Origin of the sequence: Streptacidiphilus rugosus AM-16 (assembly GCF_000744655.1) — a bacterium.
Lineage (GTDB): Bacteria > Actinomycetota > Actinomycetes > Streptomycetales > Streptomycetaceae > Streptacidiphilus > Streptacidiphilus rugosus.
The window spans coordinates 4,352,374-4,378,223 of the sequence record NZ_JQMJ01000004.1; the positions used below are offsets into that span (position 1 = coordinate 4,352,374).

Genomic DNA, 25,850 nt, shown 5'->3' on the forward strand with positions numbered 1-25,850 from the left:
TAGGCGGAGTCGGCGGGGACGCCGATGGCGTCGGGAGCGGTCGGGGCCTCCGAGCGGGAGGGGCCACGGCGAGGCGGCGCAGGCGCACCTCGCCGGTCCAGGCCGCGGCGCCCTCCGCCTCCGGCCGTTCTTCGGGCTCGGAGGTCTCGTCCTCGGTGACCAGCCGTTCCCTGACGAAGACGGCGGCCAGGTCCGCCACCCGCGGCACCATCGCGTCGACCAGCTCGCGCGTGGTCCGCTCCAGGTCGAGCGTGGTGCCGATCCTGGCATTGGCGTCGAAGAGCACCCGCAGCCGCTCGCGGGTGCGCGCGGCCCGGCGCTCGGCGTGGAAGCGGGCGGTCACGTCCACGATGGTCGAGCTGACGCCGAGCACCCGGCCGCTCGGCTCCTGGAGCCGGAAGTAGGAGGCGGACCAGGCGCGCTCGTGCCCCGGGTCGCCCGGGGTGACGCCTTGGGAACGCGCGTCGACGACGGGTCTGCCGCTCTCCAGGACGCCGCGCATGACGGCCTCGATCTCGGCGCCGTTGATGCCCGGCAGCAGGTCGGTGATCCTGCGGCCCAGGTGTTCGGAGACGGTGAAGCCGTTGGTGGCCGCGAGGGCCTCGTTGAGGCGGACGAAGCGCAGGTCCGCGTCGTAGACGGCCATGCCGATCGGCGACTGGGTGAAGAAGCTGTCCAGGACGGCCAGGTTCGACTCCAGCCGGCGCAGCGAGCGGACGTCGGAGGCGACGGCGAGGACCAGTGGGTGACCGGTCGGCCCGGTCAGCGGATGGGTGCGGAACTCCAGGTTGACCAGATGGCCGTCGCGGTGGCGGACGGGGAAGACGCCGGACCAGTCGTCGCCCGCGAGGATCGACTCGAAGAGCGAGACCACGCCAGGCCGGTTCTCCTGGGTGGTCAGCAGGTCGGCCGCGAAGCTGCCCACGGCCTCGGCGGGGCTGTAGCCGAGCAGCACCTCGGCGTCGGAGCTCCAGTGCAGAATCGTTCCGTCGTCATTGATCAGCGCGGTCGCTATCGGAATCGTCAGCAGGCTGCCGGGACGCAGCACCTCGCCGCCCGCCGCGCCGAGCCCGGCTTCGGGGCCGCCGGGACCGCCGCTGCTGCCCTGCTGATGGGATCGCATGACCAGGTAACCGCCAGGAGACGCGCGCCGAGACCGCCAATGGGGAACCACCAGCTGGAGGATCGCTCCTTCCCATCGATTTTCCCACGTCTCCCGCCCGGCGCTCGCGGAGTACCGGCGAACGGGAGGCCCGCCCCCGGGGCAAGCCGACTCCCGGCCCACGGCGCGACGCGGGCCGGGACAGGTGGGCCGGGCGGGTCCCGGTCCGGCGGTCAGGCCGCTCCGGGGTGCCAGGTCGGCCACTCCCAGGGCCGGTCGGCCCAGTGGACCAGCTCGGCGTCGTCCAGGTCGAGACCGGGGAAGACCTGGTGGACGCGGGGGACGAACTCCTCCCTGGCCAGCGGCTCGACACTGCCGCCGCCCAGCCGGACCAGGCGGTACCGGCTGTCGGCCGCGAAGGGAGCGACGTCGACGAAGACCTGGGTGGGCGCGCGGTGGAAGCTGCCGCCCTCGGAGTCGACGACGTCGTCGGCGCGGGGCCGCACGGGGGGCTTCTTGTGTCGCTGGAGCAGACTCATCGTGCACCGCCTTCCCGGGGATCGAACGAGGTCAGGTATCCGGCGGACAACTCCACGGTACGCGCGCGGGGCGTGACGCGAGTAACGGAGGAGGGAGCGGGGAAGAGCTGTGGGGTCATGACAACCAGGTCATGGCAGCAACCTCGTCAGCGCCACCCTGCCCCGGAGGTCCCCCGCATGCCCCGCTCGAAGCCCAGCCGTCGGCACTGGCTCCCGCTCGCCGTCGCTTCGGCGCTGTCCCTCGGCCTGACCACCGTCGCCGCGGCCGACTCCGACACCCACGCGGCCGCGCAGAGCCTCGCCCCGGCCCCCACGCCGCCGCCGCGCGGGCGGCCGCGACCGCGGACAACCCCTGCGGCTTCGTCGCCTCCGTCCCTGCGGACCGCTTCAAGGGCATCCCGGTCTTCGACGCGAAGAAGGCGGCCGAGCCCTACACCGCCAGGCTGCACACCAGCCAGGGCGAGATCAGCTTCCAGGCGCTCACCGCGCAGGCGCCCTGCACGACCTTCTCCTTCCGCTTCCTGGTCCAGCACGGCTTCTACGACCGCACCCACTGCCACCGCCTGACGACCCAGCGGATCTACGTGCTCCAGTGCGGCGACCCCACCGGCACCGGCAGCGGCGCGCCCGGCTACTCCTTCAACGACGAGAACCTCACCGGCGCCACCTACCCGGCCGGGACGGTCGCCATGGCCAACGCCGGCCCGAACACCAACGGCAGCCAGTTCTTCTTCGTCTGGAAGGACACCAAGCTCTCCCCCGCCTACACCCCCTTCGGCCGGGTCACCGGCGGCATGGACGTGCTCCTCAAGATCGCCGCCGCCGGTGAGGACGACCAGAACGGTCCTGGCGACGGCTTCCCGACCCTTCCGGTGGACATCCGGCACGCGGCCGTCAGCCGGAACTGACGCCGGGTGAGAGCCGGCCGCGGCCCGGCGGGGACCAGGGGTTCAGCCCAACCCCGCCGGGGTGCGGCGCAGCAGCGCGTCCAGGCCGGCGGACCCGACCGGCAGTGTGCCGAAGGCGAGCCCGCGGCCGGGGGCGAGACGGGAGACGCAGAAGGCGTCGGCGACGGCCGCAGGGGCGTGCCGGACCAGCAGCGAGGCCTGGAGCACCAGCGCCATCCGCTCGGTCAGGCGGCGCGCGTCGCCCTGCGGCGCCTCCGCGGGCGGAAGCGCGGCGAGGGCGGCGAGCTCCTCGCGAAGCCCGGCCCAGGCGGAGTCGAGCACCGCGTCGGCGCCCTTGGCCGCGTCGATCTCGGCGGCGTAGGCGTGCAGCGCCTCCGGCTCGCGGGACAGCGCGCGCAGCACGTCGAGCGCCTGGACATTGCCCGAACCCTCCCAGATGCCGTTGAGCGGGGCGTCGCGATAGAGCCGGGGCAGGCCGGAGGCCTCGTCGTAGCCGTTGCCGCCCAGGCATTCGAGGGCCTCGGCCACGGCGACCGGCTGCCGCTTGCAGACCCAGTACTTGCCCACGGCCGTGGCCAGCCGCAGGAAGGCGCGCTCCGCCACGTCACCGCGCTGGGCGCGGTCGGTGGCCCCGGCCAGCCGCAGCGCGAGGGTGGTCGCCGCCTCGGACTCGACCGACAGGTCGGCGACGACGGCGCGCATCAGCGGCTGGTCGATCAGCCGCCGGCCGAAGACCGAGCGGTGCCGCACATGGTGGTCGGCCTGGGCCAGCGCGGCACGGGTGCCGGACGCGGAGCCGAGGATGCAGTCCAGGCGGGTCGCCGCGACCATGCCGATGATGGTCCGCACGCCCTGCCCCTGCGGGCCGACCAGCCAGGCGACGGTGTCGTCGAACTCCGGCTCGCTGCTCGCGTTCGAGCGGTTGCCCAGCTTGTCCTTGAGCCGCTGGATCCGGAAGGTGTTGCGGCTGCCGTCCGGCAGCACCCGCGGCACCAGGAAGCAGGAGAGCCCGCCGGGAGCCTGGGCCAGCACCAGGAAGAGGTCGTTCATCGGCGCGCTGGTGAACCACTTGTGCCCGCGCAGCCGCCAGCTGCCGTCGGGCCGCTCGACGGCCGTCGTGGTGTTGGCGCGGACGTCCGTGCCGCCCTGCTTCTCGGTCATGCCCATTCCGGCCAGCAGCCCGCGCTTGCCGAGCGGGGCGCGCAGACCGGGGTCGTAGACGCGACCGGTCAGCAGCGGCTCGTACTGCGCGGCCAGGGCGGGCTCGGCGCGCAGGGCGGGGACGACGGCGTAGGTCATCGAGATCGGGCAGCCGTGGCCGGCCTCGGTGCTGCTCCAGGTCATGAAGCCGGCCGCGCGCGCCACGTGCGCGCCGGGACGTTCGTCGGCCCACGGCGCTCCGGCCAGGCCCTCGCGCACGGCGACGTCCATCAGCGCGTGGTAGGCGGGGTGGAAGTCGACCTCGTCGACGCGGTTCCCGTAGCGGTCGTGGGTGCGCAGCTCGGGCTCGTGGCGGTTGGCCTGGTCGGCCCAGCGCTGGACCTCCTCGCTTCCGGCGAGCAGCCCGACCCGGTGCAGATCGGCCTCGTACCAGCCGGCCCCCTCGCGGTGCAGGCCCTCCAGCAGCACCGGGTCGGCGGCGACGTCGTGGCCCACCAGCGGCGGAGCCTGGTTCGTGACCCGGTGGGTGACCGCTGTCGGTTCGCTCGAGAGCTGCGGGTCGGTCGGCTCGGACAGATCGGCGGTCATCGTGGCCTCCGTGGAGTGGACGTGGCGGTGTCGGACGTGGCGGTGTCGGACGGGGCGGTGTCGGACGGGGCGGGCGCGGCGCCGGCGCAGCGCAGGGACATGGCGGTCAGCTCGGCGACCAGCGCGTCCGCGGAGCCGTCGTCGTGGGCGGCGAGTGGGTCCCCCAGGGGGTCGACCAGCACCTCGCCGATCGCGCCGGTCAGCGCCGCCGCCGTGATCTCCGGGTTCTGGTCGGGGAGCAGTCCGGCGGCGACACCCTCCGCGATGACCTCGGCGAAGAGCGCGCGGTAGCGGCGGCGGAACTCCAGCCGCTCCGCGCCGACCGCCGGGTCGGCCGGGGCGGCGAGGAGGGCGTAGGCGAGACCGCGGCGCTCCATCGCGCGCCGGGCGAAGACGGCGACGCCGCGGGCCAGGCGGTCCACCGGATCCCCGCCGCCCTCGCGCAGCACCGCCCCGATCACCTCGACCTCGCGCCCCGAGGCGCGGCGGAACACCTCGACCGCCAGTGCCGCCTTGGAGGGGAAGTGCTGGTACACCGAGCCCGCCGCGATCCCGGCCGCAGCAGCGACCGCTCCGACCGATGCGCCCGCCCAGCCGAGCTCCGCCACGACGTCGGTCGCCTCCGCGACCAGGCGGTCGCGGGCGGCGTCCAGACGGCGGCGGACGGCGGGGGTCTGTCGGTAGGCCATGAAAGAAGTGAACCATCATTCAGTTCTTTGCGACAGCCCCACCACGCCCGCCCTCCCGAGCCCGCGCCCCAGGAACAGCGCAAACCGCCGCGACGGCCGCCACCAGCGCTTCAACATGGTTGAGACAAACCAATCTTGATGATCAATCACATTTCATCCAGGCGTAACATTCCGTCGCCGCGCGGTTCCTGCGCCGACGCTGTTGACCATCCAACGACAATTCTGCTTTGCTACACCACGGCCAGTGGTGCACCCCACGCCGCAAGACCGGACACACCGTCAGTTCTCTTGCTCGGCGCCACCTTTCTCAACCCGTCCCGGCCGGACGGGCGTTCTGCGTGCAAGGCACTACCGCCCGCCATACAGGCAGGGCGGCCAGCAGAGTGCAGAGAGGACCTCCCTCACATGGGCAACCCCCATCCCCGCGGTGCTCGCCGCCTGGCCATGACCGGCCTGGCGTCGCTCTCCCTCGTCACCGGAGTGGCCTTCGGCGTCGCCTCCACCCCGGCGGCCGCAACGCCGACCGGAGCAGGCTCGGCCGTGGCCAACCCCTACAGCCCCGCCACCGGGCACGCCTACCGTCACGGCGTGATACCCACCATCGGGCAGAACGCGAAGATGAAGTCGTGGGACGCCAGCCATGCGTCACCTGCGGCGACCGGTCCGGAGACGCTGTCCTACGGCGGCGGCATCGACGGCATCGGCGTCCAGAGCGGCCACTCCAAGGTCTACCTGGTCTTCTACGGCACCCAGTGGGGCACCCAGAGCACCGACGCCAACGGCAACGCCAAGTTCACCGGCGACCCCGACGGCGGCGCCTCGGTCGCCCAGCAGATGTTCAAGGGCATCGGCACCAACAACGAACTGTGGTCCGCCGACCTCACCCAGTGGTGCGACGGCGCCGGCGTCGCCACCGGCGCCACCTCCTGCCCCGCCAGCGGCGCCAGCTACATCCCCTACCAGAGCGGCGGCGTCCTCGCCGGCGTCTGGTACGACAACAGCGCCGCCTCCCCCAGCGCCGCCAGCGGCCACCAGCTCGGCCAGGAAGCCGTCAACGCCGCCGCCCACTTCGGCAACACCACCGCCGCCTCCAACCGCTACGCCTACTACGTCATCCTCTCCCCCCACGGCACCAACCCCGACAACTACCAGAACCAGTACTGCGCCTGGCACGACTACAACGGCGACTCCACCCTCACCGGCGGCGCGGTCACCTCGCCCTACGGCGACGTCGCCTTCTCCAACCAGCCCTACAACATGGACTCCGGCGCCGGCTGCGGCGTCGGCTTCGTCAACAGCCCCGGAACCCTGGACGGCTACACCATCACCATGGGCCACGAGTGGCACGAGATGATGTCCGACCAGAACCCCGCCGGCGGCTGGACCAACAACACCGGCAGCAGCTACAACGGCCAGGAGAACTCCGACGAGTGCGCCTGGCTCTCCCCCGGCACCACCGGCGGCGCCGCCAACATCAGCTTCGGCTCCTTCGGCACCTACCCCGAACAGGCCAGCTGGTCCAACGACACCAACGCCTGCGCCATCTCCCACCCGATCGTCAACCACGGCGAGACGGTCACGGTGAACAGCCCCGGCAACCAGACCACCACCGTCAACACCGCGGTCTCCCTGCAGATCTCCGGCAGCGACTCGGCCGGCAAGTCCCTCACCTACAGCGCCACCGGACTCCCCGCCGGCCTGTCCATCTCCAGCTCCGGCCTGATCACCGGCACCCCGACCACGACCGGCAGCTCCTCGGTCACCGTCACCGCCACCTCCGGCACCGCCTCCGGCACCGCCTCCTTCACCTGGACCGTCAACCCGGTCGGTGGCGGCAACGGCGTCCTCAACGGCGGCTTCGAGACCGGCAGCTTCTCCAACTGGACCACCACCGGCAACGCCGCGGTGACGGCCGGCGCGAAGCACAGCGGCAGCTACGGCGCGATGCTGGGCCTGACCACCCCGTCCAACACCTCCACCGCGGCGCAGACCTTCACCGCCCCGGCCGGCACCACCAAGCTGTCCTTCTACTACAACGTGACCTGCCCGGACACCGTCACCTACGACTGGGCCACCGCCACGCTGAAGGACAACACCTCGGGCACCACCACCACCGTCCTGGCCAAGACCTGCGTCTCCAGCTCCGGCTGGGTGCTGAAGACCGCCACCATCACGGCGGGCCACAGCTACACGCTGACCCTGACCAACAAGGACGACAACTACGCCGGCGACCCGACGTACACCTACTACGACGACATCACCACCTCCTGATCGCACCCTGATCGAGGGCACCGCCTGAACGACTGAGGGGGTGGCTCCGGGCCTGACGGCCCGGAGCCACCCCCTCCGGTCGTGCCCGTCCGGTCACGGGCCGGTCAGCAGGTCCTGCTCCATCGCGAAGAGCGCGGCGGCGGCGCGGGTGCGGGCGCCGGTCCGGCTGAGGACCTGTTCGACACGGCGCTGGGCGCCGCGTGGTCCGATGCCCAGGCGGACGGCGATGTCCCGGTCGGAACGGCCTCGCGCCAGCAGGCGCAGCACCTCGACGTCGCGGTCGCCGAGCCCGGCCGGCCGGCCCGGACGGCGGTGACCGCGCCGCCCGGCGGCGGCGAGGACGGCGTCGACGGCGTCGGCGTCCAGGCGACCGGCCCGGACCTCGCTGTGCAGCAGTCCGGCGGCCTCGGCCGGAAGGCAGGGGGGCCGGTGCGGGCGGGGCTCGGTCAGGGCGGTGAAGCAGTCGGCGGCCGCGAGCAGCCTCGCTTCCGGCGAGAGGTCGGGGGCGGCGAGACGACGGTGGTAGCCGGAGCCGTCCAGCCGTTCGTGGTGCCGGCCCACCAACGGCGCGCACGCGGCGAACGGCGCACAGCGCCGCAGCACCCGCTCACCGTGGTAGGCGTGCAACTCGACGGCCTCGCGCTCGAGTTCGGTCAGCTCACCGGGACGGTCCCAGACCCGGGCCGGGACGGCGATCCGGCCGAGGTCGTGCAGCAGCGCGGCCAGCAGCGGCGTCTGCCGGCCCGGCAGCGCCTGCCCGACCAGGGCCGCGACCGCGCGGGAGTGCCCACGCAGCCAGGGGGACTTGAGGTCGGCGAGATCCGCCAGCACCGTGGCCTGGTCCGGCAGCGTGGCCGGGTCGAGCAACCGGTGCGGTTCGGGCTCCACCGCCAGGGCCTCGTTGTAGGCATCGCCCCCGGTCGCCCGCGCCAGCAGTTCCTCGCCCCCCAGGCCGAAGCAGCGGACCAGTTCGGGCCCGAGCCAGGCGTGGCGACCGCGCAGCAGCGCGACGGCCTCCTCCGGTCCGATCATCGCGGAGAGCCGGACCGCCTGGGCGGCGAGCGAGCAGATCCGCGCGGGGAGCCCGACCCGTTCCCCCGCCAGGCCGTGCGGCCTGCCGCCCCCGTCCCATCGCTCGTACTGCTGCGCGAGGGCCTCCTGGACGCCGGGGCCGAGGCCGAGCCGCCCGGCGAACACGGCGGCGACCTCAGAGGTCGCGTCCTGGACGCCGGCGACGAAGCGTTCCGAGCCGGACAGCCGCAGCACCAGCGTCGCCCTGCGGCCGGAGGGCGCGGAGGCGGCGGCGCGGCGCAGCAGGCGGAGCAGTTCGGTCGGCCGACTGGGGTCGGTGACCGCGAGGAGGGGCCGCAGCGCCGTCTCGTCGACGCCGAAGCGTGCGGCCTCGTCGGCGGCGGTGGCCGTGCAGCCGATGTTCCGCAGCAGGGAGGCGTGGTAGACGTCGGCGGTCTGCCACGCGGAGAGGCCGAGCTCGCCGGCGAGGGCGACCGCGACCCTGCAGGCCCGCAGCGCCTCACCGGGTTCGCCGCCGGTCGCGGCGTCGGTCAGCAGCGACACCGCCGCCGGCACCTCCGCCGACCGCGGGCCCGGCGTGCTGGGGGCCCACGGCCCGGACGCGCCCACGTCTCCGTTCTAGCACGCCTACGATGGAGAGGACTGTCGGCCAGCCACACGACCACGGGAGGCCGCATCATGACCACAGCCCAGGAGATCATGCATTCAGGCGCGGAGTGCGTCACCGAGCAGGAGTCGCTCACCGTGGCGGCCAAGCTCATGCGGGACCGCGGTGTGGGCGCGCTGCCCATCTGCGGGGAGAACGACAAGCTGTTGGGCATCATCACCGACCGCGACATCGTGGTGAAGTGCCTCGCGGCCGGCCTCGACCCGGCTGTGACCACGGCCGGTGAGCTGGCGGAGGGCCGTCCGCTGACCGTCGAGGGCGAGGACGACATCGAGCAGGTGCTGCGGGTGATGGAGCAGTACCGGGTCCGCAGGCTTCCGGTCATCGACCATCCGGACCACAAGCTGATCGGCATGATCAGCGAGGCGGACGTCGCGCGGCATCTGCCGCAGGCGCGCGTCGCGGAGTTCGTCTCGGCGATCTGCGCCGAGGAGGAGTGAGCCGGGCGCCGCGCCGGCCGCTCGGCAGCGCGCGGTCGTGTCGCGCGGCGTGGCCGTCCCGCTGCGCCGTGCCCGTCGGAAGGCCGCGAAAAGGGGCGCCCGGCCGAAGCCGGACGCCCCTCTCGGGTGCACGGGTTACTCCGCGACGGCCTTCTGCAGCGCCTCGACGCGGTCGGTGCGCTCCCAGGTGAAGTCGGGGAGTTCGCGGCCGAAGTGGCCGTAGGCGGCGGTCTGGGAGTAGATCGGGCGGAGCAGGTCCAGGTCGCGGATGATCGCGGCGGGACGCAGGTCGAAGACCTTGGTCACCGCCTCCTGGATCTTCAGGACCGGGACGGACTCGGTGCCGAAGGTCTCCACGAACAGACCCACGGGCTCGGCCTTGCCGATCGCGTACGCGACCTGGACCTCGGCCCGCCTGGCCAGCCCGGCCGCCACGATGTTCTTGGCCACCCAGCGCATCGCGTACGCCGCCGAACGGTCGACCTTGGACGGGTCCTTGCCCGAGAACGCGCCACCACCGTGACGGGCCATCCCGCCGTACGTGTCGATGATGATCTTCCGGCCGGTCAGGCCCGCGTCACCCATCGGCCCGCCGATCTCGAAGCGGCCGGTCGGGTTCACCAGCAGCCGGTAGCCGTCGGTGGACAGCTCGATACCGCGCTCGGCCAGCGCCTTCAGCTCCGGCTCCACCACGAACTCGCGGATGTCCGGCGTCAGCAGCGACTCCAGGTCGATGTCGCTGGCGTGCTGCGAGGACACCACCACCGTGTCCAGCCGCACCGCCCGGTCGCCGTCGTACTCGATGGTGACCTGCGTCTTGCCGTCCGGCCGCAGGTAGGGGATGGTCCCGTTCTTGCGGACCTCCGACAGCCGGCTGGAGAGCCGGTGCGCCAGGTAGATCGGCAGCGGCATCAGCTCGGGCGTGTCGTCGCACGCGTACCCGAACATCAGGCCCTGGTCACCCGCGCCCTGCTTGTCCAGCTCGTCCTCGTCCCCCTCGACCCGCGTCTCGTACGCGGTGTCGACACCCTGGGCGATGTCCGGGGACTGCGCCCCGATGGAGACCGAGACCCCGCAGGAGGCGCCGTCGAAGCCCTTCTTGGAGGAGTCGTAGCCGATCTCCAGGATCTTCTCCCGCACCAGCTGCGCGATCGGCGCGTAGGCCTTCGTGGTCACCTCCCCCGCGACATGGACCTGACCGGTGGTGATCAGCGTCTCGACGGCCACCCGCGAGGACGGGTCGTCCTTGAGCAGGGCGTCGAGGATGGTGTCGCTGATCTGGTCAGCGATCTTGTCCGGGTGACCCTCGGTCACGGACTCGGAGGTGAACAGGCGGCGAGACACAGCGCTCCCTGGGTTGCAGCGGCTGCTGACTGAACCGTTCGGACGGAATTGCCCGGCGATCCGGAAAGACTTCTGGAGAACTACTGACCGGAGTGTAACGAACAGAGCGCGACTTGCGTCCAACCGATCTCATGTTCTGGATCACCATCTGGATCGCGGAGGCCCGGCCGGCCCGCTCCTCAGGCGAGTCGGGCGGCGACCAGGTCCCACAGCGTGTCGGCGAGCGCGGCCTTCGGGCCGTAGGGAACAGGCGTCTCCGAGCCGTCCGCACCGAGCACCAGGGCCTCGTTGTTGGCGCTGCCGAACGCGCGGTCCTCGCCGACCTCGTTGACCACCAGAAGGTCGCAACCCTTCCGGGCGAGCTTGGCCCGGCCGTGGGCCAGCGCGTCGTCGGTCTCGGCGGCGAAACCGACCACCACCTGGCCGGGGCGCAGCCGCTGCGCGGAGAGCTCGGCCAGCACGTCGGGGTTGCGCACCAGGGCGACCGGGGCGGGGTCCACCCCGTCGACCTTCTTGATCTTCTTCGCCGTGAACTCGGCCGGCCGGAAGTCGGCCACCGCCGCCGCCATGACCACGGCGTCCGCGGTGGCGGACGCCGTCAGCACGGCCTGGCGCAGCTCCAGCGCGGTGCCGACGCGGACCACGTCCACCCCGGCGGGGTCGGGCAGCTCGGTGTTGGCGGCCACCAGCGTCACCTTGGCGCCGCGCGCGGCGGCGACGGCCGCGATCGCGTAGCCCTGACGTCCGGAGGAGATGTTGCCGAGGAAGCGCACCGGGTCCAGCGGCTCACGGGTGCCGCCCGCCGAGACGACCACGTGCCGGTCGGCCAGATCGGCGGTCACCGCGGAGGCGCCGCGCTCCAGCACCCGGCGGCAGAGCTCGAAGATCGCCTCGGGGTCGGGGAAGCGTCCCTTGCCGGTGTCGACGCCGGTCAGCCGGCCGACGGCGGGCTCGATGACGACCGCGCCGCGGCGGCGCAGCGTCGCCACGTTCTCCTGGGTCGCCGGGTGCTCCCACATCTCGGTGTGCATCGCGGGCGCGAAGACGACCGGACAGCGGGCTGTGAGCAGCGTGTTGGTCAGCAGGTCGTCCGCCAGACCGTGCGCGGCCTTGGCGAGGATGTCGGCGGTGGCGGGGGCGACCACCAGCAGATCGGCGTGCTGGCCGATCCGCACGTGCGGGACCTCGTCGACGCTCTCCCAGACCTCGGTCGTGGCCGGCTGGCCCGACAGGGCCGCCCAGGTGGCCTCGCCGACGAAGTGCAGGGCGGAGGCGGTGGGGACCACCCGCACCCGGTGGCCCGACTCGGAGAAGCGCCGCAGCAGCTCGCACGCCTTGTAGGCGGCGATCCCGCCGCTGACCCCGAGCACCACGTTCTTACCGGACACGCCGACCCACTCCGATCACACGCTCACGACGACGGACGTTCACGACTACAGCACGACGGCGGACAGACGAAAACGCCGCGGAGCGTCGGACTGATCCGACGATCCACGGCGTTCCACCCAGCCATGGGCTGTTCTCGGCGCTTACTGCGCCTCGACGGCCTCGGCGGTGAGCATACCGGCGTTGATCTCGCGCAGCGCGATCGACAGCGGCTTCTCGTGCACGTGGGTGTCCACGAGCGGACCGACGTACTCCAGCAGGCCCTCGCCGAGCTGCGAGTAGTAGGCGTTGATCTGGCGGGCACGCTTGGCCGCGTAGATCACCAGGCTGTACTTGGAGTCGGTGGCCTCGAGCAGCTCATCGATCGGCGGGTTGATGATGCCTTCGGGCGCTGTCATCGAAGAGGACACGCGGGAACCTTCCGAGCGAAAGAAAGAAGTGAATCTGAAAAACGTCAGACTACGCGCATCAAGGCTAGCAGCTCGCCCGCTACATCCTCGACGGAGGTGTTGACAAGGGTCGTGTCGAACTCGCTCTCGGCCGCCAGCTCCACCCGCGCGGCCGCGAGACGCTGCTCCACGACCTCGGGGCCCTCGGTGCCGCGGCCGGTCAGGCGGCGGACCAGTTCGTCCCAGGAGGGGGGCGCGAGGAAGACCAGCTGCGCCTCCGGCATGGACTCACGGACCTGGCGCGCGCCCTGCAGGTCGATCTCCAGCAGCACCGGCTCGCCGGCCTCCAGCCGGGCCAGCACCGCCTGGCGGGGCGTGCCGTAGCGGTTTCCCGCGAAGACCGCCCATTCGAGCAGCTCGCCGTTGGCGATCAGCTTGTCGAACTGGTCGTCGTCGACGAAGTGGTACTGGACGCCGTCCTGCTCGCCGGGCCGCGGCCTGCGGGTGGTGGCCGAGACGGAGAGCCAGACCTCGGGGTGTGCCTTGCGCATATGAGCGACGACCGTGCTCTTGCCGACCCCCGAAGGGCCGGAGAGCACGGTCAGCCGCGGACGTTCACTCATGCACCGATTATCCAGTAACCGCGAGGGTTCTTGTACCACCGGTGCGCCCGACCCGGGACGGGTCCCGGACCGGGCGGTCGCGGATCAGGAGACGGCGCCGCCGAACTCACGCTCCAGCGAAGCGATCTGGTTCGTGCCGAGACCGCGGACCCGGCGCGACTCGGAGATGCCGAGACGCTCCATGATCTGCTTCGCCCGGACCTTGCCGACACCGGGAAGCGACTCCAGCAGGGCGGAGACCTTCATCTTGCCGATGACGTCGTTCTCCTGGCCCGCCTTGATGACCTCGTGCAGGGAAGCGCCGCTGTGCTTGAGCCGGTTCTTGATCTCGGCGCGCTCCCGGCGAGCCTCAGCTGCCTTGGCGAGCGCAGCCGTGCGCTGCTCAGGGGTAAGGGGCGGAAGTGCCACGCCGTTCACCTCAGTACTTCGAATGAATGGAACAGGACTTTGTGCAGGACCGACGAGGAACTTAGCCGCTCTGACCTGCGAGAGCAACGAACCTCGCCCGCCCAGGACGCTCCCTCGGAGGACCTAACGCGGGACACTACCCCTGTTCAGCCCTCCCGTCAGGGAAAAGAGCAGAAAAGTCCTGCTCAGGACCGCTTCCGAGTCGTTCTTGAAGGATTTTTCCGGACAAAGCGGAACGGACGGCGAAAGCGCAGCTCAGCGCCCTCACCGCCCGTTCACACCATCTTCACGCCGTCCGACGCGCCGAACGTCAGCCGACGGCCGCCCGGACCTCCTCGACGAAGCGCGCGGAGGCGTCGCGCAGCGCCTGGACCGAGGGACCGTGCTTCAGCACGTCGCGCGACACGCTCGGCACGACGTTCCGCGCCGCCGCGCCGAAGAGCCGCGGGATGTCCGCGGCCGTCGCGCCCTGCGCGCCGACGCCGGGGGCCAGCAGCGGACCGTTGATCGCCAGGTCGGCCTCGTCCACGTCGGACAGCGTCGCGCCGACGACCGCGCCGAAGGAGCCGAGCGGGGTGGCCCCCTCGTTCTCGGCGGCCAGACTGGCCAGCACGGCCTGCGCGACGGTCCGGCCCTCCGCGCCCACGGCGCGCTGGACCGAGGCGCCCTCGGGGTTGGAGGTCAGCGCCAGCGCGAAGAGGCCGCAGCCGCTCCTGCGGGCCAGGTCGACGGCCGGCCGCAGGGAGCCGAAGCCCAGATAGGGCGAGACCGTCAGCGCGTCGGAGAAGAGCGGACTGGACGGGTCGAGGAAGGCCTCCGCGTAGGCGGCCATGGTCGAGCCGATGTCGCCGCGCTTGGCGTCCATGACGACCAGCGCGCCGGCCGCGCGGGCCTCGGCGACGGTCTGCTCCAGCACCGCGACGCCACGGCTGCCGAAACGCTCGAAGAAGGCCGCCTGCGGCTTCAGCACGGCCACCCGGTCGGCCAGCGCCTCCACGACGGTGCGCGAGAAGCGCTCCAGACCGTCCAGGTCGTCGCCGAGGCCCCAGGCGGTCAGCAGCGACGCGTGCGGGTCGATGCCGACGCAGAGCCGGCCGCGGTCGTCCATGGCCTGGCGCAGCCGGGCGCCGAAGGGGGTGGTCACGAGGGAACTCCTGTTGTCGCTGATGAGCCGGTCGCTGATGGACTGGTCACGGATGGACTGGTCACTGATGGGCTGGTCACTGATGGGCGTAGCCGATGGCGTCGGTGAGTTCGGCGAAGCCGCGTGCGGCGAGGGCGGCGCGCAGTTCGTCCAGGACGCGCAGCGGCGCGGAAGGGTCGTTGAAGATCGCCGTGCCGACCGCCACGCCGGACGCGCCGGCCAGCACGAACTGCAGCGCGTCCAGACCGGTGCGGATGCCGCCCATGCCGAGGATCGGCACGGCGGCGAACTCGCCGGCCCGCATCGCGGCGTGGACCTGGTGGACGCAGCGGACGGCGACCGGCCTGATCGCCGGCCCGGAGAGGCCGCCCGAGGTGCCGGTGAGGTGCGGACGCAGCGTGTCGGTGTCGATCACGATGCCGAGCAGCGTGTTGATCATCGACAGGCCGTCCGCGCCCGCCTTGACGCAGGCCTTGGCCACGTCGGTGATCGAGGTGACGTCGGCGGTGAGCTTGGCGTAGACCGGCAGCACGGGGTCGGCGACCTCGCGCACCGCCTGGACCACGTCGTACGAGGTGGCCGGGTTGCAGGCGAACACCAGGCCGCGGTTGTCGACGTCGGGGCAGGAGAGGTTGGCTTCCAGGCCGATCACGCCGGGTCGCCCGTTCAGCAGCCGGGCGCACTCGGCGAACTCCTCGACCCGCTCCCCCGCGATCGAGACCAGCACCCGTGCGCCGCGTTCCGCGAGCCAGGGCAGCTCGTGCTCGACGAAGTGCTCGATGCCGGAGCCCTGCAGGCCGATGCCGTTCAGCATCCCGCTGGGCGTCTCGGCCATCCGCGGGGTGGCCCGTCCCGCGCGCGGGTAGGGCATGATCGTCCTGGTGGTGATCGAGCCCAGTTCGGCCAGCGGCTGGAACTTCGCGATCTCCCGGCCGTAGCCGGCGCAGCCGGACGCGGTGCTGACCGGGTTCGGCAGGGTGCCGCCGCCGAAGGGCGCGGTCAGGTCGACGGCCGCGGGATCGAGCGCGCCGAGTCTCGGGGTCGTGGCCATCTTCAGTGCACTCCCATCGCTGCGGCGCCCTCGATGTCGGCCGGAATGGTGCCTACCTCGTCCCAGCGGACGCGCGAGCCGTCGAAGCACGGCCCCTCCACACAGGCGCGCGCGAAGCGGCTCACCCCGTCGTCGCCGACGACGGGCAGCACGCAGGTCATGCAGACGCCGATGCCGCAGGCCATGTCCTCCTCGACGGCGGTGAAACAGCGCACGCCCTCGGCGGTCGCGGTCTCCGCCACCGCCTCCAGCAGGTCCGTCGGCCCGCAGGCGTAGACGACTCCCGCCTCTATGGCGCGCATGGCCTCGGTCAGCGGCAGGGTCACCCGACCGCGTATGCCGACACTGCCGTCCTCGGTGGTGACCAGCACGTCGGGGGTGAGCGCGCGGGCCTCCTCGACCCCGAAGAGCCGGTCCCCGGTCGCCGCGCCGAGGATGAAACCGACCGAGCCGCCCTGCGCGCGGATCAGGTCCGCCAGCGCGAACATCGGCGCGCTGCCGTAGCCGCCCGCCACGAGCAGCGCCGACACCGCGCCGCTCGGCACCGAGAAGGCGTTGCCGAGCGGCGCGACGATGTCCAGCGTGTCGCCGGGCCGGCAGCGGGCCAGCTCGCGGGTGCCGCGGCCCTGCTCGGCGAAGACCACCTCGATGGTCTCCGCCGTCGGGTCGGCCCGGTGGATGAAGAAGGAGCGGCGCAGCAGCATCGACGAGTCGGGCCCGCCGACGGCGACGGCGACGAAGTGGCCGGGCAGGACCCGTTCGGCGATGCCCTCCGCCCGCAGCACCAGCCGGTGGTGACCACCGACCGGCGACAGCTCCACGATCTCGGCCTGCCGTTGCAGCGGGTGTGCCATCGCGCCTGCTCGCCTCTCTGCTGCCGGGTCAGTGGCGGACGGCTGCGCCGACCGCGTCCCCAAGGGTCGCATGCGGACTGGCCGCCAACAGGGCGGAAAGTCCCTTGTGGATCCTTCTGCACCAGAAAGGACCCTCGTAGATGAACGCCGAGTAGCCCTGCACCAGGGTCGCGCCCGCGAGGATCCGCTGCCAGGCGTCCTCGGCGGTCTCGATGCCGCCGACGGAGACGAGCGTGAGCCGTCCCTCGGTACGGGCGTGCAGGCGACGCAGCACCTCCAGCGACCGCGCCTTGAGCGGCGCGCCGGAGAGACCACCCGCACCGGCCGCCTCGACCTTGGCGGCGTCGGCCCGCAGGCCCTCGCGGCCGATGGTGGTGTTGGTGGCGATGATCCCGTCCAGACCCAGCTCCAGCGCGAGGTCCGCGACGGCGTCCACGTCGGCGTCGGCGAGATCCGGCGCGATCTTGACCAGCAGCGGGACGTGGCCGGTCGCCTCGTCGTCGAGGGTGCTGCGGACCGCGCTGAGCAGCGGCCGCAGCTGGTCGACGGCCTGGAGGTTGCGCAGACCGGGGGTGTTCGGCGAGCTGACGTTGACGACGAAGTAGTCGGCGTGCCGGGCCAGCCGCGCGGTGCTGGTGACATAGTCGCCGACGGCCTCGGCCTCGGGCACGACCTTGGTCTTGCCGATGTTGACGCCCACGACGGACGTCGAGCTCTTCGGCCGGGCCGCGAGGCGCGCCGCGACGGCGGCGGAGCCCTCGTTGTTGAAGCCCATCCGGTTGATCAGCGCACGGTCCTCGACGAGGCGGAACAGCCGCGGCGTGGGGTTGCCGGGCTGCGCCTGCGCGGTGACGGTCCCGATCTCGACGTAGTCGAACCCGAGCATGGTCAGCCCGTCGATGCCCACGGCGTTCTTGTCGAACCCGGCGGCGAGCCCGAAGGGTCCCGGCAGGTCCAGGCCCAGCGCCTTGACCCGCAGCTTCGGATCCCGCGGGGCGAGGACAGCCGCGACGAGGCTGCGCAGCCCCGGGACGGAGGAGGCGAGCCGGATCCAGAAGAAGGCCATGTGGTGGGCCTTCTCCGGGTCGAGCCGCTTGAAGACGAGATTGAAGAAGAGCTTGTACACGAGACCTTGGCCTTACGACGGAGGGAGGTTCGTCAAGGGCGCGGGGAACTGCGCGAGAAACCACCCTGTGCGGATGGCCCTGCGCATCCGGCGACTCACCACCTGGGTGGCTTGTCGCGCAGTTCCCCGCGCCCCTGAAGTGAGTGCAACTACCTCGACGCGTTGAGGAGAGCCGCGTGCTCCTGCAAAGAACGCACACCCACCTCTCCGCGCGTCAGCGCGTCGATGCCCTGGACCGCCGCGCCCATCGCCTGGACCGTGGTGAGGCACGGCACCGACCGCGAGACCGCGGCCGTGCGGATCTCGTAGCCGTCCAGGCGCGAGCCGGTCCCGAACGGGGTGTTGATGATCAGGTCGATCTCCCCGTCGTGGATCATCTGGACGATGGTCTTCTCGCCCTCGGGCCCCTGGCCCTCGCTGTGCTTGCGGACGACCGTCGCGTCGATCCCGTTGCGCCGCAGCACCTCGGCCGTGCCGCTGGTCGCCAGGATCTCGAAGCCGAGACCGACCAGCGCCCGCGCGGGGAAGACCAGGTTGCGCTTGTCACGGTTGGCCACCGAGACGAAGACCCGGCCGCTCGTCGGCAGCGCGCCGTACGCGCCGGCCTGCGACTTGGCGTAGGCCGTGCCGAAGACCGTGTCGATGCCCATGACCTCGCCGGTCGAGCGCATCTCCGGGCCGAGGACCGTGTCCACGCCGCGACCGTGGATGTCGCGGAAGCGCGACCACGGCATCACGGCCTCCTTGACCGCGACCGGCGCGTCCAGCGGCAGCGTGCCGCCGTCGCCCTCCTTCGGCAGCAGGCCCTCGCCGCGCAGGTCGGCGATGGACGCGCCGAGCGAGATCCGGGCCGCGGCCTTGGCCAGCGGCACCGCCGTCGCCTTGGAGGTGAACGGCACGGTCCGGCTCGCGCGCGGGTTGGCCTCCAGCACGTAGAGGATGTCACCGGCCATGGCGAACTGAATGTTGATCAGACCGCGGACGCCCACGCCCCGGGCGATGCCCTCGGTGGCCGCGCGCAGCCGCTTGATGTCGAAGCCGCCCAGCGTGATCGGCGGCAGCGCGCAGGCGCTGTCGCCGCTGTGGATGCCGGCCTCCTCGATGTGCTCCATCACGCCGCCGAGGTAGAGCTCCTCGCCGTCGAAGAGGGCGTCGACGTCGATCTCGATCGCGTCGTCGAGGAAGCGGTCGATCAGCACCGGGTGCTCGGAGATCAGACCGGCGTGGCGCTTGAGGTAGTCCGCCAGCGAGGCCTCGTCGTAGACGATCTCCATGCCGCGGCCGCCCAGCACGTACGAGGGGCGGGCCAGCACCGGGTAGCCGATCTCGTCGGCGATCGCCTTGGCCTCCTCGAAGGAGAACGCCGTGCCGTGCTTCGGCGCGGGCAGCCCGGCCTCGGCCAGGACCCGGCCGAACGCGCCGCGCTCCTCGGCGAGGTGGATCGCCTCGGGCGAGGTGCCGACGATCGGCACGCCGTTGTCCTTGAGCGCCTGGGCGAGACCCAGCGGGGTCTGGCCGCCCAGCTGCACCAGCACGCCCGCGACCGGGCCCGCCTCCTGCTCGGCGTGGACGATCTCCAGCACGTCTTCCAGCGTCAGCGGCTCGAAGTACAGGCGGTCGGAGGTGTCGTAGTCCGTGGAGACGGTCTCCGGGTTGCAGTTGACCATCACGGTCTCGTAGCCGGCGTCGCTGAGCGCGAAGGAGGCGTGGACGCAGGAGTAGTCGAACTCGATGCCCTGGCCGATGCGGTTCGGACCGGAACCCAGGATGATCACGGCGGGCTTGGTGCGGCCGGCGACCTCGGTCTCCTCGTCGTAGGACGAGTAGAAGTACGGGGTCTTGGCGGCGAACTCGGCGGCGCAGGTGTCGACGGTCTTGAAGACCGGGCGGACGCCCAACGCGTGGCGGACCTCGCGGACCACGTCGGCGCGCAGGCCGCGGATCTCGCCGATCTGCTGGTCGGAGAAGCCGTGGCGCTTGGCGTGGCGCAGCAGCTCGGGGTCGAGCTTCTCGGCCTCGGCGAGCTCCTCGGCGATCTCGTGGATCAGGAAGAGCTGGTCGACGAACCACGGGTCGATCTTCGTGGCCTCGAAGACCTCGTCGGCGCTCGCGCCCGCGCGGATCGCGTCCATGACGGTGTTGATCCGGCCGTCGGTCGGGATCTGCGCCTTGGTCAGCAGCTCGGCCTTCTCGCCGACCTCGCTGACGAAGTCGAACTGCGAGCCCTTCTTCTCCAGCGAGCGCAGCGCCTTGTTCAGCGCCTCGGGGAAGTTGCGGCCCAGCGCCATGGCCTCGCCGACCGACTTCATGGTCGTGGTCAGCGTGGCGTCGGCGGAGGGGAACTTCTCGAAGGCGAAGCGCGGGACCTTGACGACCACGTAGTCGAGCGTCGGCTCGAAGGAGGCCGGGGTCTGCTCGGTGATGTCGTTGGGGATCTCGTCGAGGGTGTAGCCCACCGCCAGCTTCGCCGCGATCTTGGCGATCGGGAAGCCGGTCGCCTTCGACGCCAGCGCCGAGGAGCGGGAGACACGCGGGTTCATCTCGATGACGATGATCCGGCCGTCGTTCGGGTTGACCGCGAACTGGATGTTGCAGCCGCCGGTGTCGACGCCGACCTCGCGGATCACCGCGATGCCGATGTCGCGCAGCACCTGGTACTCGCGGTCGGTCAGCGTCATCGAGGGCGCGACGGTGATCGAGTCGCCGGTGTGGACGCCCATCGGGTCGAAGTTCTCGATGGAGCAGACGACCACGACGTTGTCGTTCTTGTCGCGCATCAGCTCCAGCTCGTACTCCTTCCAGCCGAGGATGGACTCCTCCAGGAGCACCTCGGTGGTCGGCGAGAGCGTCAGGCCCTGTCCGGCGATGCGGCGCAGGTCCTCCTCGTCGTGGGCGAAGCCGGAGCCGGCGCCGCCCATGGTGAAGGAGGGACGGACGACGACGGGGTAGCCGCCGAGCGTCTCGACGCCGGCGAGGACGTCCTCCATCGAGTGGCAGATGACCGAGCGGGCCGAGTCGCCGTGGCCGATCTTGGCCTTGACGGCCTCGACGACCTCCTTGAACAGCTGGCGGTCCTCGCCCTTGTTGATCGCCTCGACGTTGGCGCCGATCAGTTCGACGCCGTACTTCTCCAGCGTCCCGGCCTCGTGCAGCGAGATCGCGGTGTTGAGCGCGGTCTGGCCGCCCAGGGTCGGCAGCAGCGCGTCGGGGCGCTCCTTGGCGATGATCTTCTCGACGAACTCGGGGGTGATCGGCTCGACGTAGGTCGCGTCGGCGATCTCCGGGTCGGTCATGATCGTGGCCGGGTTCGAGTTGACCAGGATCACCCGCAGGCCCTCGGCCTTGAGGACGCGGCAGGCCTGGGTGCCGGAGTAGTCGAACTCGGCCGCCTGGCCGATGACGATCGGGCCGGAACCGATGACCAGAACGGACTGGATGTCGGTGCGCTTAGGCACGCTGGCCCTCCATCAGAGCGAAGAAGCGGTCGAACAGGTAGGCGGCGTCGTGCGGACCGGCCGCCGCCTCGGGGTGGTACTGGACGCTGAACGCGGGCTGGTCCAGGCACTGCAGGCCCTCGACCACGTCGTCGTTCAGGCAGACGTGGGAGACCTCGACGCGGCCGAACGGCGTCTCGGAGATCTTGTCGAGCGGCGCGTCCACGGCGAAGCCGTGGTTGTGCGCGGTGACCTCGACCTTGCCGGTGGTGCGGTCCTGCACCGGCTGGTTGATGCCGCGGTGACCGTACTTCAGCTTGTAGGTGCCGAAGCCGAGCGCGCGGCCGAGCAGCTGGTTGCCGAAGCAGATGCCGAAGAACGGGGTCTTCCGGCCCAGCACCTCGCGCAGCACGGCCACCTGGCCGTCGGCGGTGGCCGGGTCGCCGGGACCGTTGGAGAAGAAGACGCCGTCCGGCCCGTTCCCGTTGTCACCGACCGCGTAGACGTCCTCGGCGGTGGCGTTGGCAGGGAGCACGTGCACCTCGATGCCGCGCTCGGCCATCCGGTGCGGGGTCATGCCCTTGATGCCCAGGTCGAGCGCGGCCACGGTGAACTTCTTCTCACCGATGGCAGGGACGACGTAGACGGCGTCGGTGGCGACCTCGCCGCACAGGTCCGCGCCCTCCATCTGCGGGGCGCTGCGGACGCGCGCCAGCATGGTGGCGTCGTCGGCCAGCGCCTCGCCGGAGAAGATCCCGGCGCGCATGGCGCCGGCCTCGCGCAGGTGGCGGGTGAGCGCGCGGGTGTCGATGCCGCTTATGCCGACGACGCCCTGCGCCTTCAGCTCCTCGTCCAGCGAGCGCCGCGAGCGCCAGTTGGAGGGGATCCGGCTGGGGTCGCGCACGACGTAGCCGGCGACCCAGATGCGGGAGGACTCCGGGTCCTCGTCGTTCACGCCGGTGTTGCCGATCTGCGGCGCGGTCATCGCCACGATCTGGCGGTGGTAGGACGGGTCGGTCAGGGTCTCCTGGTAGCCGGTCATGCCGGTGTTGAAGACGGCCTCGCCGAAGGTCTCGCCGACCGCGCCGTAGGCCTGGCCACGGAAGATCCGGCCGTCCTCGAGGACGTAGGCGGCGGCGATGCGGGGTGCGCGTCGCGCCGTGGGGGTGGATGCCGGTGCGGTCATCATGCGCCTTCCACGTTCGGGTGGTTCGTGTCGTTCTGGCTCGGGTCGGTCACCTTCGCGTGTGCCCTCATCAGCACCTCGATCGCGGTGACCCAGTTGTCGTGCTCGCTCGCGTGGTCGCCACGGAAGCCGGAGTCCAGCTGCTTGCCGCCCAGCTCCCAGGTGACGACCAGCAGGCCGCCCTCGGGAAAGACCTTGCCCGCGATGCCCTTGTCCAGGCGGGCGCCACGCAGGTCCTCGACCGGAACGAAGAAGCTCTGCGAGGCCGGACGGACCACCGTCAGCCCCTCGGCGCTGAGGGTCAGCTCGACCAGGCTGCGCTCGCCGAGGCGGTGGGCGACGACCCGGTCCAGCCAGTTGCCCGCGGTCGTGGTGCCCGCGTAGCGGCCCTCGAGTTCCAGGATGGGCTCGGTGGTGCGGCTCGGCGCGGCGGCCGGGACGGGCAGCCCGGACTGGACGGTGCGGCGCCACTGCCAGCCCTGGCGCATCAGCCAGTAGACGAGCGCGATGACGAGCAGGATGCCGATGGTCCAGCCGATCAGATCGCCCACGTGGGTGACCGGGGCGGAGTGCGGGGTCTGTGCGAGCAGCCTCATACCAGCTCACCGTCGAGCACCTTGGCCTCGCCCCGCAGGAAGGTGGCGACGACGCGTCCGGAAAGGTCCAGGCCCCGGTAGGGGGTGTTGCGGCTGCGGGTGGCGAAGGAGTCCGGGTTCACCTGGCCACGGTACTGAGCATCGAACAGCACCAGGTTGGCCGGTTCGCCCACCGAGACGGGGCGGCCGTGGCCGGGGATCCCGGAGATGGCGGCCGGCTTGGCGCTCATCCGCTCGGCGACCTCGGCCCAGCCCATCAGGCCGGTGTCGACCATCGCGGACTGGACCACGCTGAGCGCGGTCTCCAGGCCGACCATGCCCATCGCGGCGGCGGACCACTCGCACTGCTTGTCCTCGGCGGGGTGCGGTGCGTGGTCGGTGGCGACGATGTCGATGGTGCCGTCGGCCAGCGCCTCGCGCAGGGCCAGCACGTCGGCCTCGGTGCGCAGCGGCGGGTTGACCTTGTAGACGGCGTCGTAGGAGCGGACCAGTTCGTCGGTGAGCAGCAGGTGGTGCGGCGTCACCTCGGCGGTGACGTCCCAGCCCTTCGACTTGGCCCAGCGGATGATCTCCACCGAGCCCGCCGTGGAGAGGTGGCAGACGTGCAGCCGCGAGCCGACGTGCGCGGCGAGCAGCACGTCGCGGGCGATGATCGACTCCTCGGCGACGGCGGGCCAGCCGGCCAGGCCGAGCTCGCCGGAGACGACGCCCTCGTTCATCTGCGCGCCCTCGGTCAGCCGCGGCTCCTGCGCGTGCTGGGCGACGACGCCGCCGAAGGCCTTCACGTACTCCAGCGCGCGACGCATGATCACCGCGTCGTCCACGCACTTGCCGTCGTCGGAGAAGACCCTGACCTGGGCGGCGGAGTCGGCCATCGCGCCGAGTTCGGCGAGCTTCTTGCCCTCCAGGCCCACGGTGACCGCGCCGATCGGCTGCACGTCGCAGTAACCGGACTCGCGGCCGAGCCGCCAGACCTGCTCGACGACGCCTGCGGTGTCGGCGACGGGGAAGGTGTTGGCCATCGCGTGGACGGCGGTGAAGCCGCCCTTGGCCGCGGCGCGGGTGCCGGTGTACACCGTCTCGGCGTCCTCGCGGCCGGGCTCGCGCAGGTGGGTGTGCAGGTCGACCAGGCCGGGCAGGGCGATCAGGCCGTCGGCCGCGAGCTCCTGCTCGCCGTCGCGGGCTTCGAGACCCGCGCCGATCTCGGCGATCAGGCCGTCGGCGATCCGGATGTCCTGGGGGTCGCCGCCGAGGATGCGGGCGTTGCGGATCAGGTAGTGCGTCACTTGCTGAGCTCCTCGTTGGCGTGCGTCTCGGACGTCGTGGTGATGGCCGGCTCGGAACCGCCGAGCAGCAGGTAGAGGACGGCCATGCGGACGCTGACGCCGTTGGCGACCTGCTCCACGATGACCGCGCGGTCGGAGTCGGCGATGGTGGACTCGATCTCCATGCCGCGGACCATCGGGCCGGGGTGCATGACGATGGCGTGGTCCGGCAGCAGGCCCAGGCGGCGGACGTCCAGGCCGTAACGGCGGGTGTACTCACGCTGGGTGGGGAAGAACGCGGCGTTCATCCGCTCGCGCTGCACGCGCAGCATCATCACCGCGTCGGCCTTGGTCAGCGCCGCGTCCAGGTCGTAGGAGGCCTGGCAGGGCCAGGTCTCCACGCCGAAGGGCATCAGCGTCGGCGGGGCGACCAGGGTGACCTCGGCGCCGAGGGTGTGCAGCAGGTGCACGTTGGAGCGGGCCACCCGGCTGTGCAGGACGTCGCCGACGATCGTCACCCGGCGTCCGGCCAGGTCGTGGCCGACGCCGGGGTTGAGGTGACGGCGCATCGTGAAGGCGTCGAGCAGGGCCTGGGTGGGGTGCTCGTGGGTGCCGTCACCGGCGTTGACGACGCTGCCGTGCAGCCAGTCGGAGTCCGCCAGCAGCTTGGGCGCGCCGGAGGCGCTGTGCCGGATGACGACCGCGTCGGCGCCCATGGCCTGGAGGGTGAGCGCGGTGTCCTTGAGGCTCTCGCCCTTGGAGACCGAGGAGCCCTTGGCGGAGAAGTTGACGACGTCCGCGGACAGCCGCTTCTCGGCGACCTCGAAGGAGGTGCGGGTGCGGGTGGAGTCCTCGAAGAAGAGGTTGACGACGGTGCGGCCGCGCAGCGTCGGGAGCTTCTTGACGGAGCGGGCGGAGACCTGGGCCATCTGCTCGGCGGTGTCCAGGATCAGCAGCGCGTCCTCGCGGGTCAGGTCCGCGGTGGAGATGAGGTGGCGCTTCACTTGGTGGTACTGCCTTCCGACGTCGCACTGGTCTCGCCGAGCAGGACCGCGTCGACGCCGTCCGTCTCGTCCAGCTTCACTTTCACGGACTCGCGCAGCGAGGTGGGCAGGTTCTTGCCCACGTAGTCGGCGCGGATGGGCAGCTCGCGGTGGCCGCGGTCGACCAGGACGGCGAGCTGGACGGCGCGCGGGCGGCCGATGTCGCCGAGCGCGTCGAGGGCGGCGCGGATGGTGCGGCCGGAGAAGAGGACGTCGTCGACCAGGACCACGAGCTTTCCGTCGACGCCGTCGGCGGGGATCTCGGTGTGCTCCAGGGCGCGGGCGGGCTTCAGCCGCAGGTCGTCCCGGTACATGGTGATGTCGAGCGTGCCGACGGGCAGCTCGCGGCCGGTGATCTCGGCGAGCTTGCGGTGCAGCCGGCGGGCCAGATGGGCGCCGCGGGTGGGGATGCCGAGCAGGACGACGTCGTCGGCGCCCTTGGCGCGTTCGACGATCTCGTGCGCGATCCGGGTCAGGGAACGGGCGATGTCGCCCTGGTCCAGTACCTGTCGCTGGGCAGCTGTGGTCATGCCGAAGCCGACCTCCTTCCCCGCCTCACGGGACGGGCCTTAAAGGATGTCTACGGGTGGGGCACCCGCTGTGC

At 71.7% G+C, this 25,850-nt stretch carries 23 protein-coding genes and 1 pseudogene; 4 read left to right on the forward strand and 20 right to left on the reverse strand.

The features are described 5' to 3' along the window. Positions 1-155 precede the first annotated feature (155 nt). The gene (locus tag BS83_RS46710) at positions 156-404 is read left to right on the forward strand and encodes a hypothetical protein (RefSeq protein WP_037606422.1); all 249 of its coding nucleotides are present in this window, start codon (positions 156-158) and stop codon (positions 402-404) included. Here the strand turns inward: BS83_RS46710 and BS83_RS48990 are convergent. Together BS83_RS48990 and BS83_RS28945 are read right to left on the reverse strand one after the other, a co-directional pair. Beyond that, positions 374-1,123, reverse strand: a pseudogene (locus BS83_RS48990) (PAS domain-containing protein); the annotation flags it as partial. The gene BS83_RS46710 and the pseudogene BS83_RS48990 sit on opposite strands and share 31 nt — an antisense overlap. Positions 1,124-1,335: 212 nt before the next feature. Continuing rightward, positions 1,336-1,641: a hypothetical protein gene (locus BS83_RS28945; RefSeq protein WP_051944226.1), complete on the reverse strand. Its 306-nt coding sequence runs from the start codon at positions 1,639-1,641 to the stop codon at positions 1,336-1,338. 131 nt (positions 1,642-1,772) lie between these two features. Between BS83_RS28945 and BS83_RS28950 the strand changes: the two genes are divergently transcribed. Further along, the gene (locus BS83_RS28950) at positions 1,773-2,549 is read left to right on the forward strand and encodes a peptidylprolyl isomerase (protein ID WP_232248516.1); all 777 of its coding nucleotides are present in this window, start codon (positions 1,773-1,775) and stop codon (positions 2,547-2,549) included. A gap of 42 nt (positions 2,550-2,591) precedes the next feature. On the opposite strand, the gene BS83_RS28955 is transcribed toward BS83_RS28950, so the two are convergent. Next, positions 2,592-4,298 (reverse strand): acyl-CoA dehydrogenase family protein, encoded by a 1,707-nt coding sequence (locus BS83_RS28955; protein ID WP_051944228.1) that lies wholly within the window; start codon positions 4,296-4,298, stop codon positions 2,592-2,594. Further along, positions 4,295-4,987: a TetR family transcriptional regulator gene (locus BS83_RS28960; RefSeq protein ID WP_051944230.1), complete on the reverse strand. Its 693-nt coding sequence runs from the start codon at positions 4,985-4,987 to the stop codon at positions 4,295-4,297. Before BS83_RS28960 ends, BS83_RS28955 begins: the two co-directional genes overlap by 4 nt. Before the next feature lie 405 nt (positions 4,988-5,392). On the opposite strand from BS83_RS28960, the gene BS83_RS48415 reads away from it, so the two are divergent. Beyond that, complete coding sequence (locus BS83_RS48415) at positions 5,393-7,258, forward strand: putative Ig domain-containing protein (RefSeq protein ID WP_063774246.1); 1,866 nt, start codon at positions 5,393-5,395, stop codon at positions 7,256-7,258. A 93-nt stretch (positions 7,259-7,351) separates the two neighbouring features. Here the strand turns inward: BS83_RS48415 and BS83_RS28970 are convergent, their stop codons facing one another. Further along, the gene (locus BS83_RS28970; RefSeq protein ID WP_198035324.1) at positions 7,352-8,833 is read right to left on the reverse strand and encodes an HD domain-containing phosphohydrolase; all 1,482 of its coding nucleotides are present in this window, start codon (positions 8,831-8,833) and stop codon (positions 7,352-7,354) included. Positions 8,834-8,968: 135 nt separating this feature from the next. Between BS83_RS28970 and BS83_RS28975 the strand changes: the two genes are divergently transcribed. Continuing rightward, positions 8,969-9,397 carry a CBS domain-containing protein gene (locus BS83_RS28975; RefSeq protein ID WP_037606423.1) on the forward strand — a complete coding sequence of 143 codons (429 nt, stop codon included), beginning with the start codon at positions 8,969-8,971 and terminating at the stop codon, positions 9,395-9,397. A gap of 135 nt (positions 9,398-9,532) precedes the next feature. On the opposite strand, the gene metK is transcribed toward BS83_RS28975, so the two are convergent. The 15 genes from metK to pyrR all read right to left on the reverse strand — a co-directional run bounded on the left by metK (position 9,533) and on the right by pyrR (position 25,776). Further along, positions 9,533-10,741 carry a methionine adenosyltransferase gene (gene metK / locus BS83_RS28980; protein ID WP_037606424.1) on the reverse strand — a complete coding sequence of 403 codons (1,209 nt, stop codon included), beginning with the start codon at positions 10,739-10,741 and terminating at the stop codon, positions 9,533-9,535. A gap of 179 nt (positions 10,742-10,920) precedes the next feature. After that, positions 10,921-12,129 carry a bifunctional phosphopantothenoylcysteine decarboxylase/phosphopantothenate--cysteine ligase CoaBC gene (gene coaBC / locus BS83_RS28985; RefSeq protein WP_037606425.1) on the reverse strand — a complete coding sequence of 403 codons (1,209 nt, stop codon included), beginning with the start codon at positions 12,127-12,129 and terminating at the stop codon, positions 10,921-10,923. Between the two features lie 141 nt (positions 12,130-12,270). Next, positions 12,271-12,537, reverse strand: a complete 267-nt coding sequence (gene rpoZ, locus BS83_RS28990) for a DNA-directed RNA polymerase subunit omega (protein WP_037606426.1) — start codon at positions 12,535-12,537, stop codon at positions 12,271-12,273. A gap of 44 nt (positions 12,538-12,581) precedes the next feature. After that, entirely contained in the window at positions 12,582-13,139 is a 558-nt protein-coding gene (gene gmk / locus BS83_RS28995) for a guanylate kinase (protein WP_037606427.1), read from the reverse strand. A gap of 84 nt (positions 13,140-13,223) precedes the next feature. Then, positions 13,224-13,547 (reverse strand): integration host factor, actinobacterial type, encoded by a 324-nt coding sequence (gene mihF, locus BS83_RS29000; RefSeq protein WP_037610072.1) that lies wholly within the window; start codon positions 13,545-13,547, stop codon positions 13,224-13,226. Between the two features lie 310 nt (positions 13,548-13,857). Beyond that, positions 13,858-14,691, reverse strand: coding sequence for an orotidine-5'-phosphate decarboxylase (gene pyrF / locus BS83_RS29005; RefSeq protein ID WP_037606428.1), 834 nt, complete (start codon positions 14,689-14,691; stop codon positions 13,858-13,860). Between the two features lie 76 nt (positions 14,692-14,767). Further along, complete coding sequence (locus BS83_RS29010; protein ID WP_051944235.1) at positions 14,768-15,742, reverse strand: dihydroorotate dehydrogenase; 975 nt, start codon at positions 15,740-15,742, stop codon at positions 14,768-14,770. A gap of 2 nt (positions 15,743-15,744) precedes the next feature. Further along, positions 15,745-16,596 (reverse strand): dihydroorotate dehydrogenase electron transfer subunit, encoded by an 852-nt coding sequence (locus BS83_RS29015; protein ID WP_037606429.1) that lies wholly within the window; start codon positions 16,594-16,596, stop codon positions 15,745-15,747. Positions 16,597-16,624: 28 nt separating this feature from the next. Further along, entirely contained in the window at positions 16,625-17,722 is a 1,098-nt protein-coding gene (locus tag BS83_RS29020) for a quinone-dependent dihydroorotate dehydrogenase (protein WP_037606430.1), read from the reverse strand. A gap of 149 nt (positions 17,723-17,871) precedes the next feature. Further along, positions 17,872-21,177: a carbamoyl-phosphate synthase large subunit gene (carB, locus tag BS83_RS29025; RefSeq protein WP_037606431.1), complete on the reverse strand. Its 3,306-nt coding sequence runs from the start codon at positions 21,175-21,177 to the stop codon at positions 17,872-17,874. Next, positions 21,170-22,342, reverse strand: coding sequence for a glutamine-hydrolyzing carbamoyl-phosphate synthase small subunit (gene carA / locus BS83_RS29030; RefSeq protein ID WP_037606432.1), 1,173 nt, complete (start codon positions 22,340-22,342; stop codon positions 21,170-21,172). The genes carB and carA overlap by 8 nt, the downstream gene beginning before the upstream one ends. Continuing rightward, the gene (locus BS83_RS29035) at positions 22,342-22,938 is read right to left on the reverse strand and encodes a PH-like domain-containing protein (RefSeq protein ID WP_051944236.1); all 597 of its coding nucleotides are present in this window, start codon (positions 22,936-22,938) and stop codon (positions 22,342-22,344) included. Before BS83_RS29035 ends, carA begins: the two co-directional genes overlap by 1 nt. Continuing rightward, entirely contained in the window at positions 22,935-24,224 is a 1,290-nt protein-coding gene (locus tag BS83_RS29040) for a dihydroorotase (protein WP_037606433.1), read from the reverse strand. Before BS83_RS29040 ends, BS83_RS29035 begins: the two co-directional genes overlap by 4 nt. Continuing rightward, positions 24,221-25,207 (reverse strand): aspartate carbamoyltransferase catalytic subunit, encoded by a 987-nt coding sequence (locus tag BS83_RS29045; protein WP_037606434.1) that lies wholly within the window; start codon positions 25,205-25,207, stop codon positions 24,221-24,223. The genes BS83_RS29040 and BS83_RS29045 overlap by 4 nt, the downstream gene beginning before the upstream one ends. Continuing rightward, the gene (gene pyrR, locus BS83_RS29050; RefSeq protein WP_037606435.1) at positions 25,204-25,776 is read right to left on the reverse strand and encodes a bifunctional pyr operon transcriptional regulator/uracil phosphoribosyltransferase PyrR; all 573 of its coding nucleotides are present in this window, start codon (positions 25,774-25,776) and stop codon (positions 25,204-25,206) included. The genes BS83_RS29045 and pyrR overlap by 4 nt, the downstream gene beginning before the upstream one ends. Positions 25,777-25,850 lie beyond the last annotated feature (74 nt).

Bases quoted from the DNA above. Each gene is read 5' to 3' on its own strand.
- BS83_RS28945 (WP_051944226.1), bottom strand. From the start codon at position 1,641: ATGAGTCTGCTCCAGCGACACAAGAAGCCCCCCGTGCGGCCCCGCGCC.
- BS83_RS28950 (WP_232248516.1), top strand. From the start codon at position 1,773: ATGGCAGCAACCTCGTCAGCGCCACCCTGCCCCGGAGGTCCCCCGCAT.
- BS83_RS28955 (WP_051944228.1), bottom strand. From the start codon at position 4,298: ATGACCGCCGATCTGTCCGAGCCGACCGACCCGCAGCTCTCGAGCGAA.
- BS83_RS28960 (WP_051944230.1), bottom strand. From the start codon at position 4,987: ATGGCCTACCGACAGACCCCCGCCGTCCGCCGCCGTCTGGACGCCGCC.
- BS83_RS48415 (WP_063774246.1), top strand. From the start codon at position 5,393: ATGGGCAACCCCCATCCCCGCGGTGCTCGCCGCCTGGCCATGACCGGC.
- BS83_RS28975 (WP_037606423.1), top strand. From the start codon at position 8,969: ATGACCACAGCCCAGGAGATCATGCATTCAGGCGCGGAGTGCGTCACC.
- gmk (WP_037606427.1), bottom strand. From the start codon at position 13,139: ATGAGTGAACGTCCGCGGCTGACCGTGCTCTCCGGCCCTTCGGGGGTC.
- BS83_RS29010 (WP_051944235.1), bottom strand. From the start codon at position 15,742: ATGGCCACGACCCCGAGACTCGGCGCGCTCGATCCCGCGGCCGTCGAC.
- BS83_RS29015 (WP_037606429.1), bottom strand. From the start codon at position 16,596: ATGGCACACCCGCTGCAACGGCAGGCCGAGATCGTGGAGCTGTCGCCG.
- carA (WP_037606432.1), bottom strand. From the start codon at position 22,342: ATGACCGCACCGGCATCCACCCCCACGGCGCGACGCGCACCCCGCATC.
- BS83_RS29035 (WP_051944236.1), bottom strand. From the start codon at position 22,938: ATGAGGCTGCTCGCACAGACCCCGCACTCCGCCCCGGTCACCCACGTG.
- pyrR (WP_037606435.1), bottom strand. From the start codon at position 25,776: ATGACCACAGCTGCCCAGCGACAGGTACTGGACCAGGGCGACATCGCC.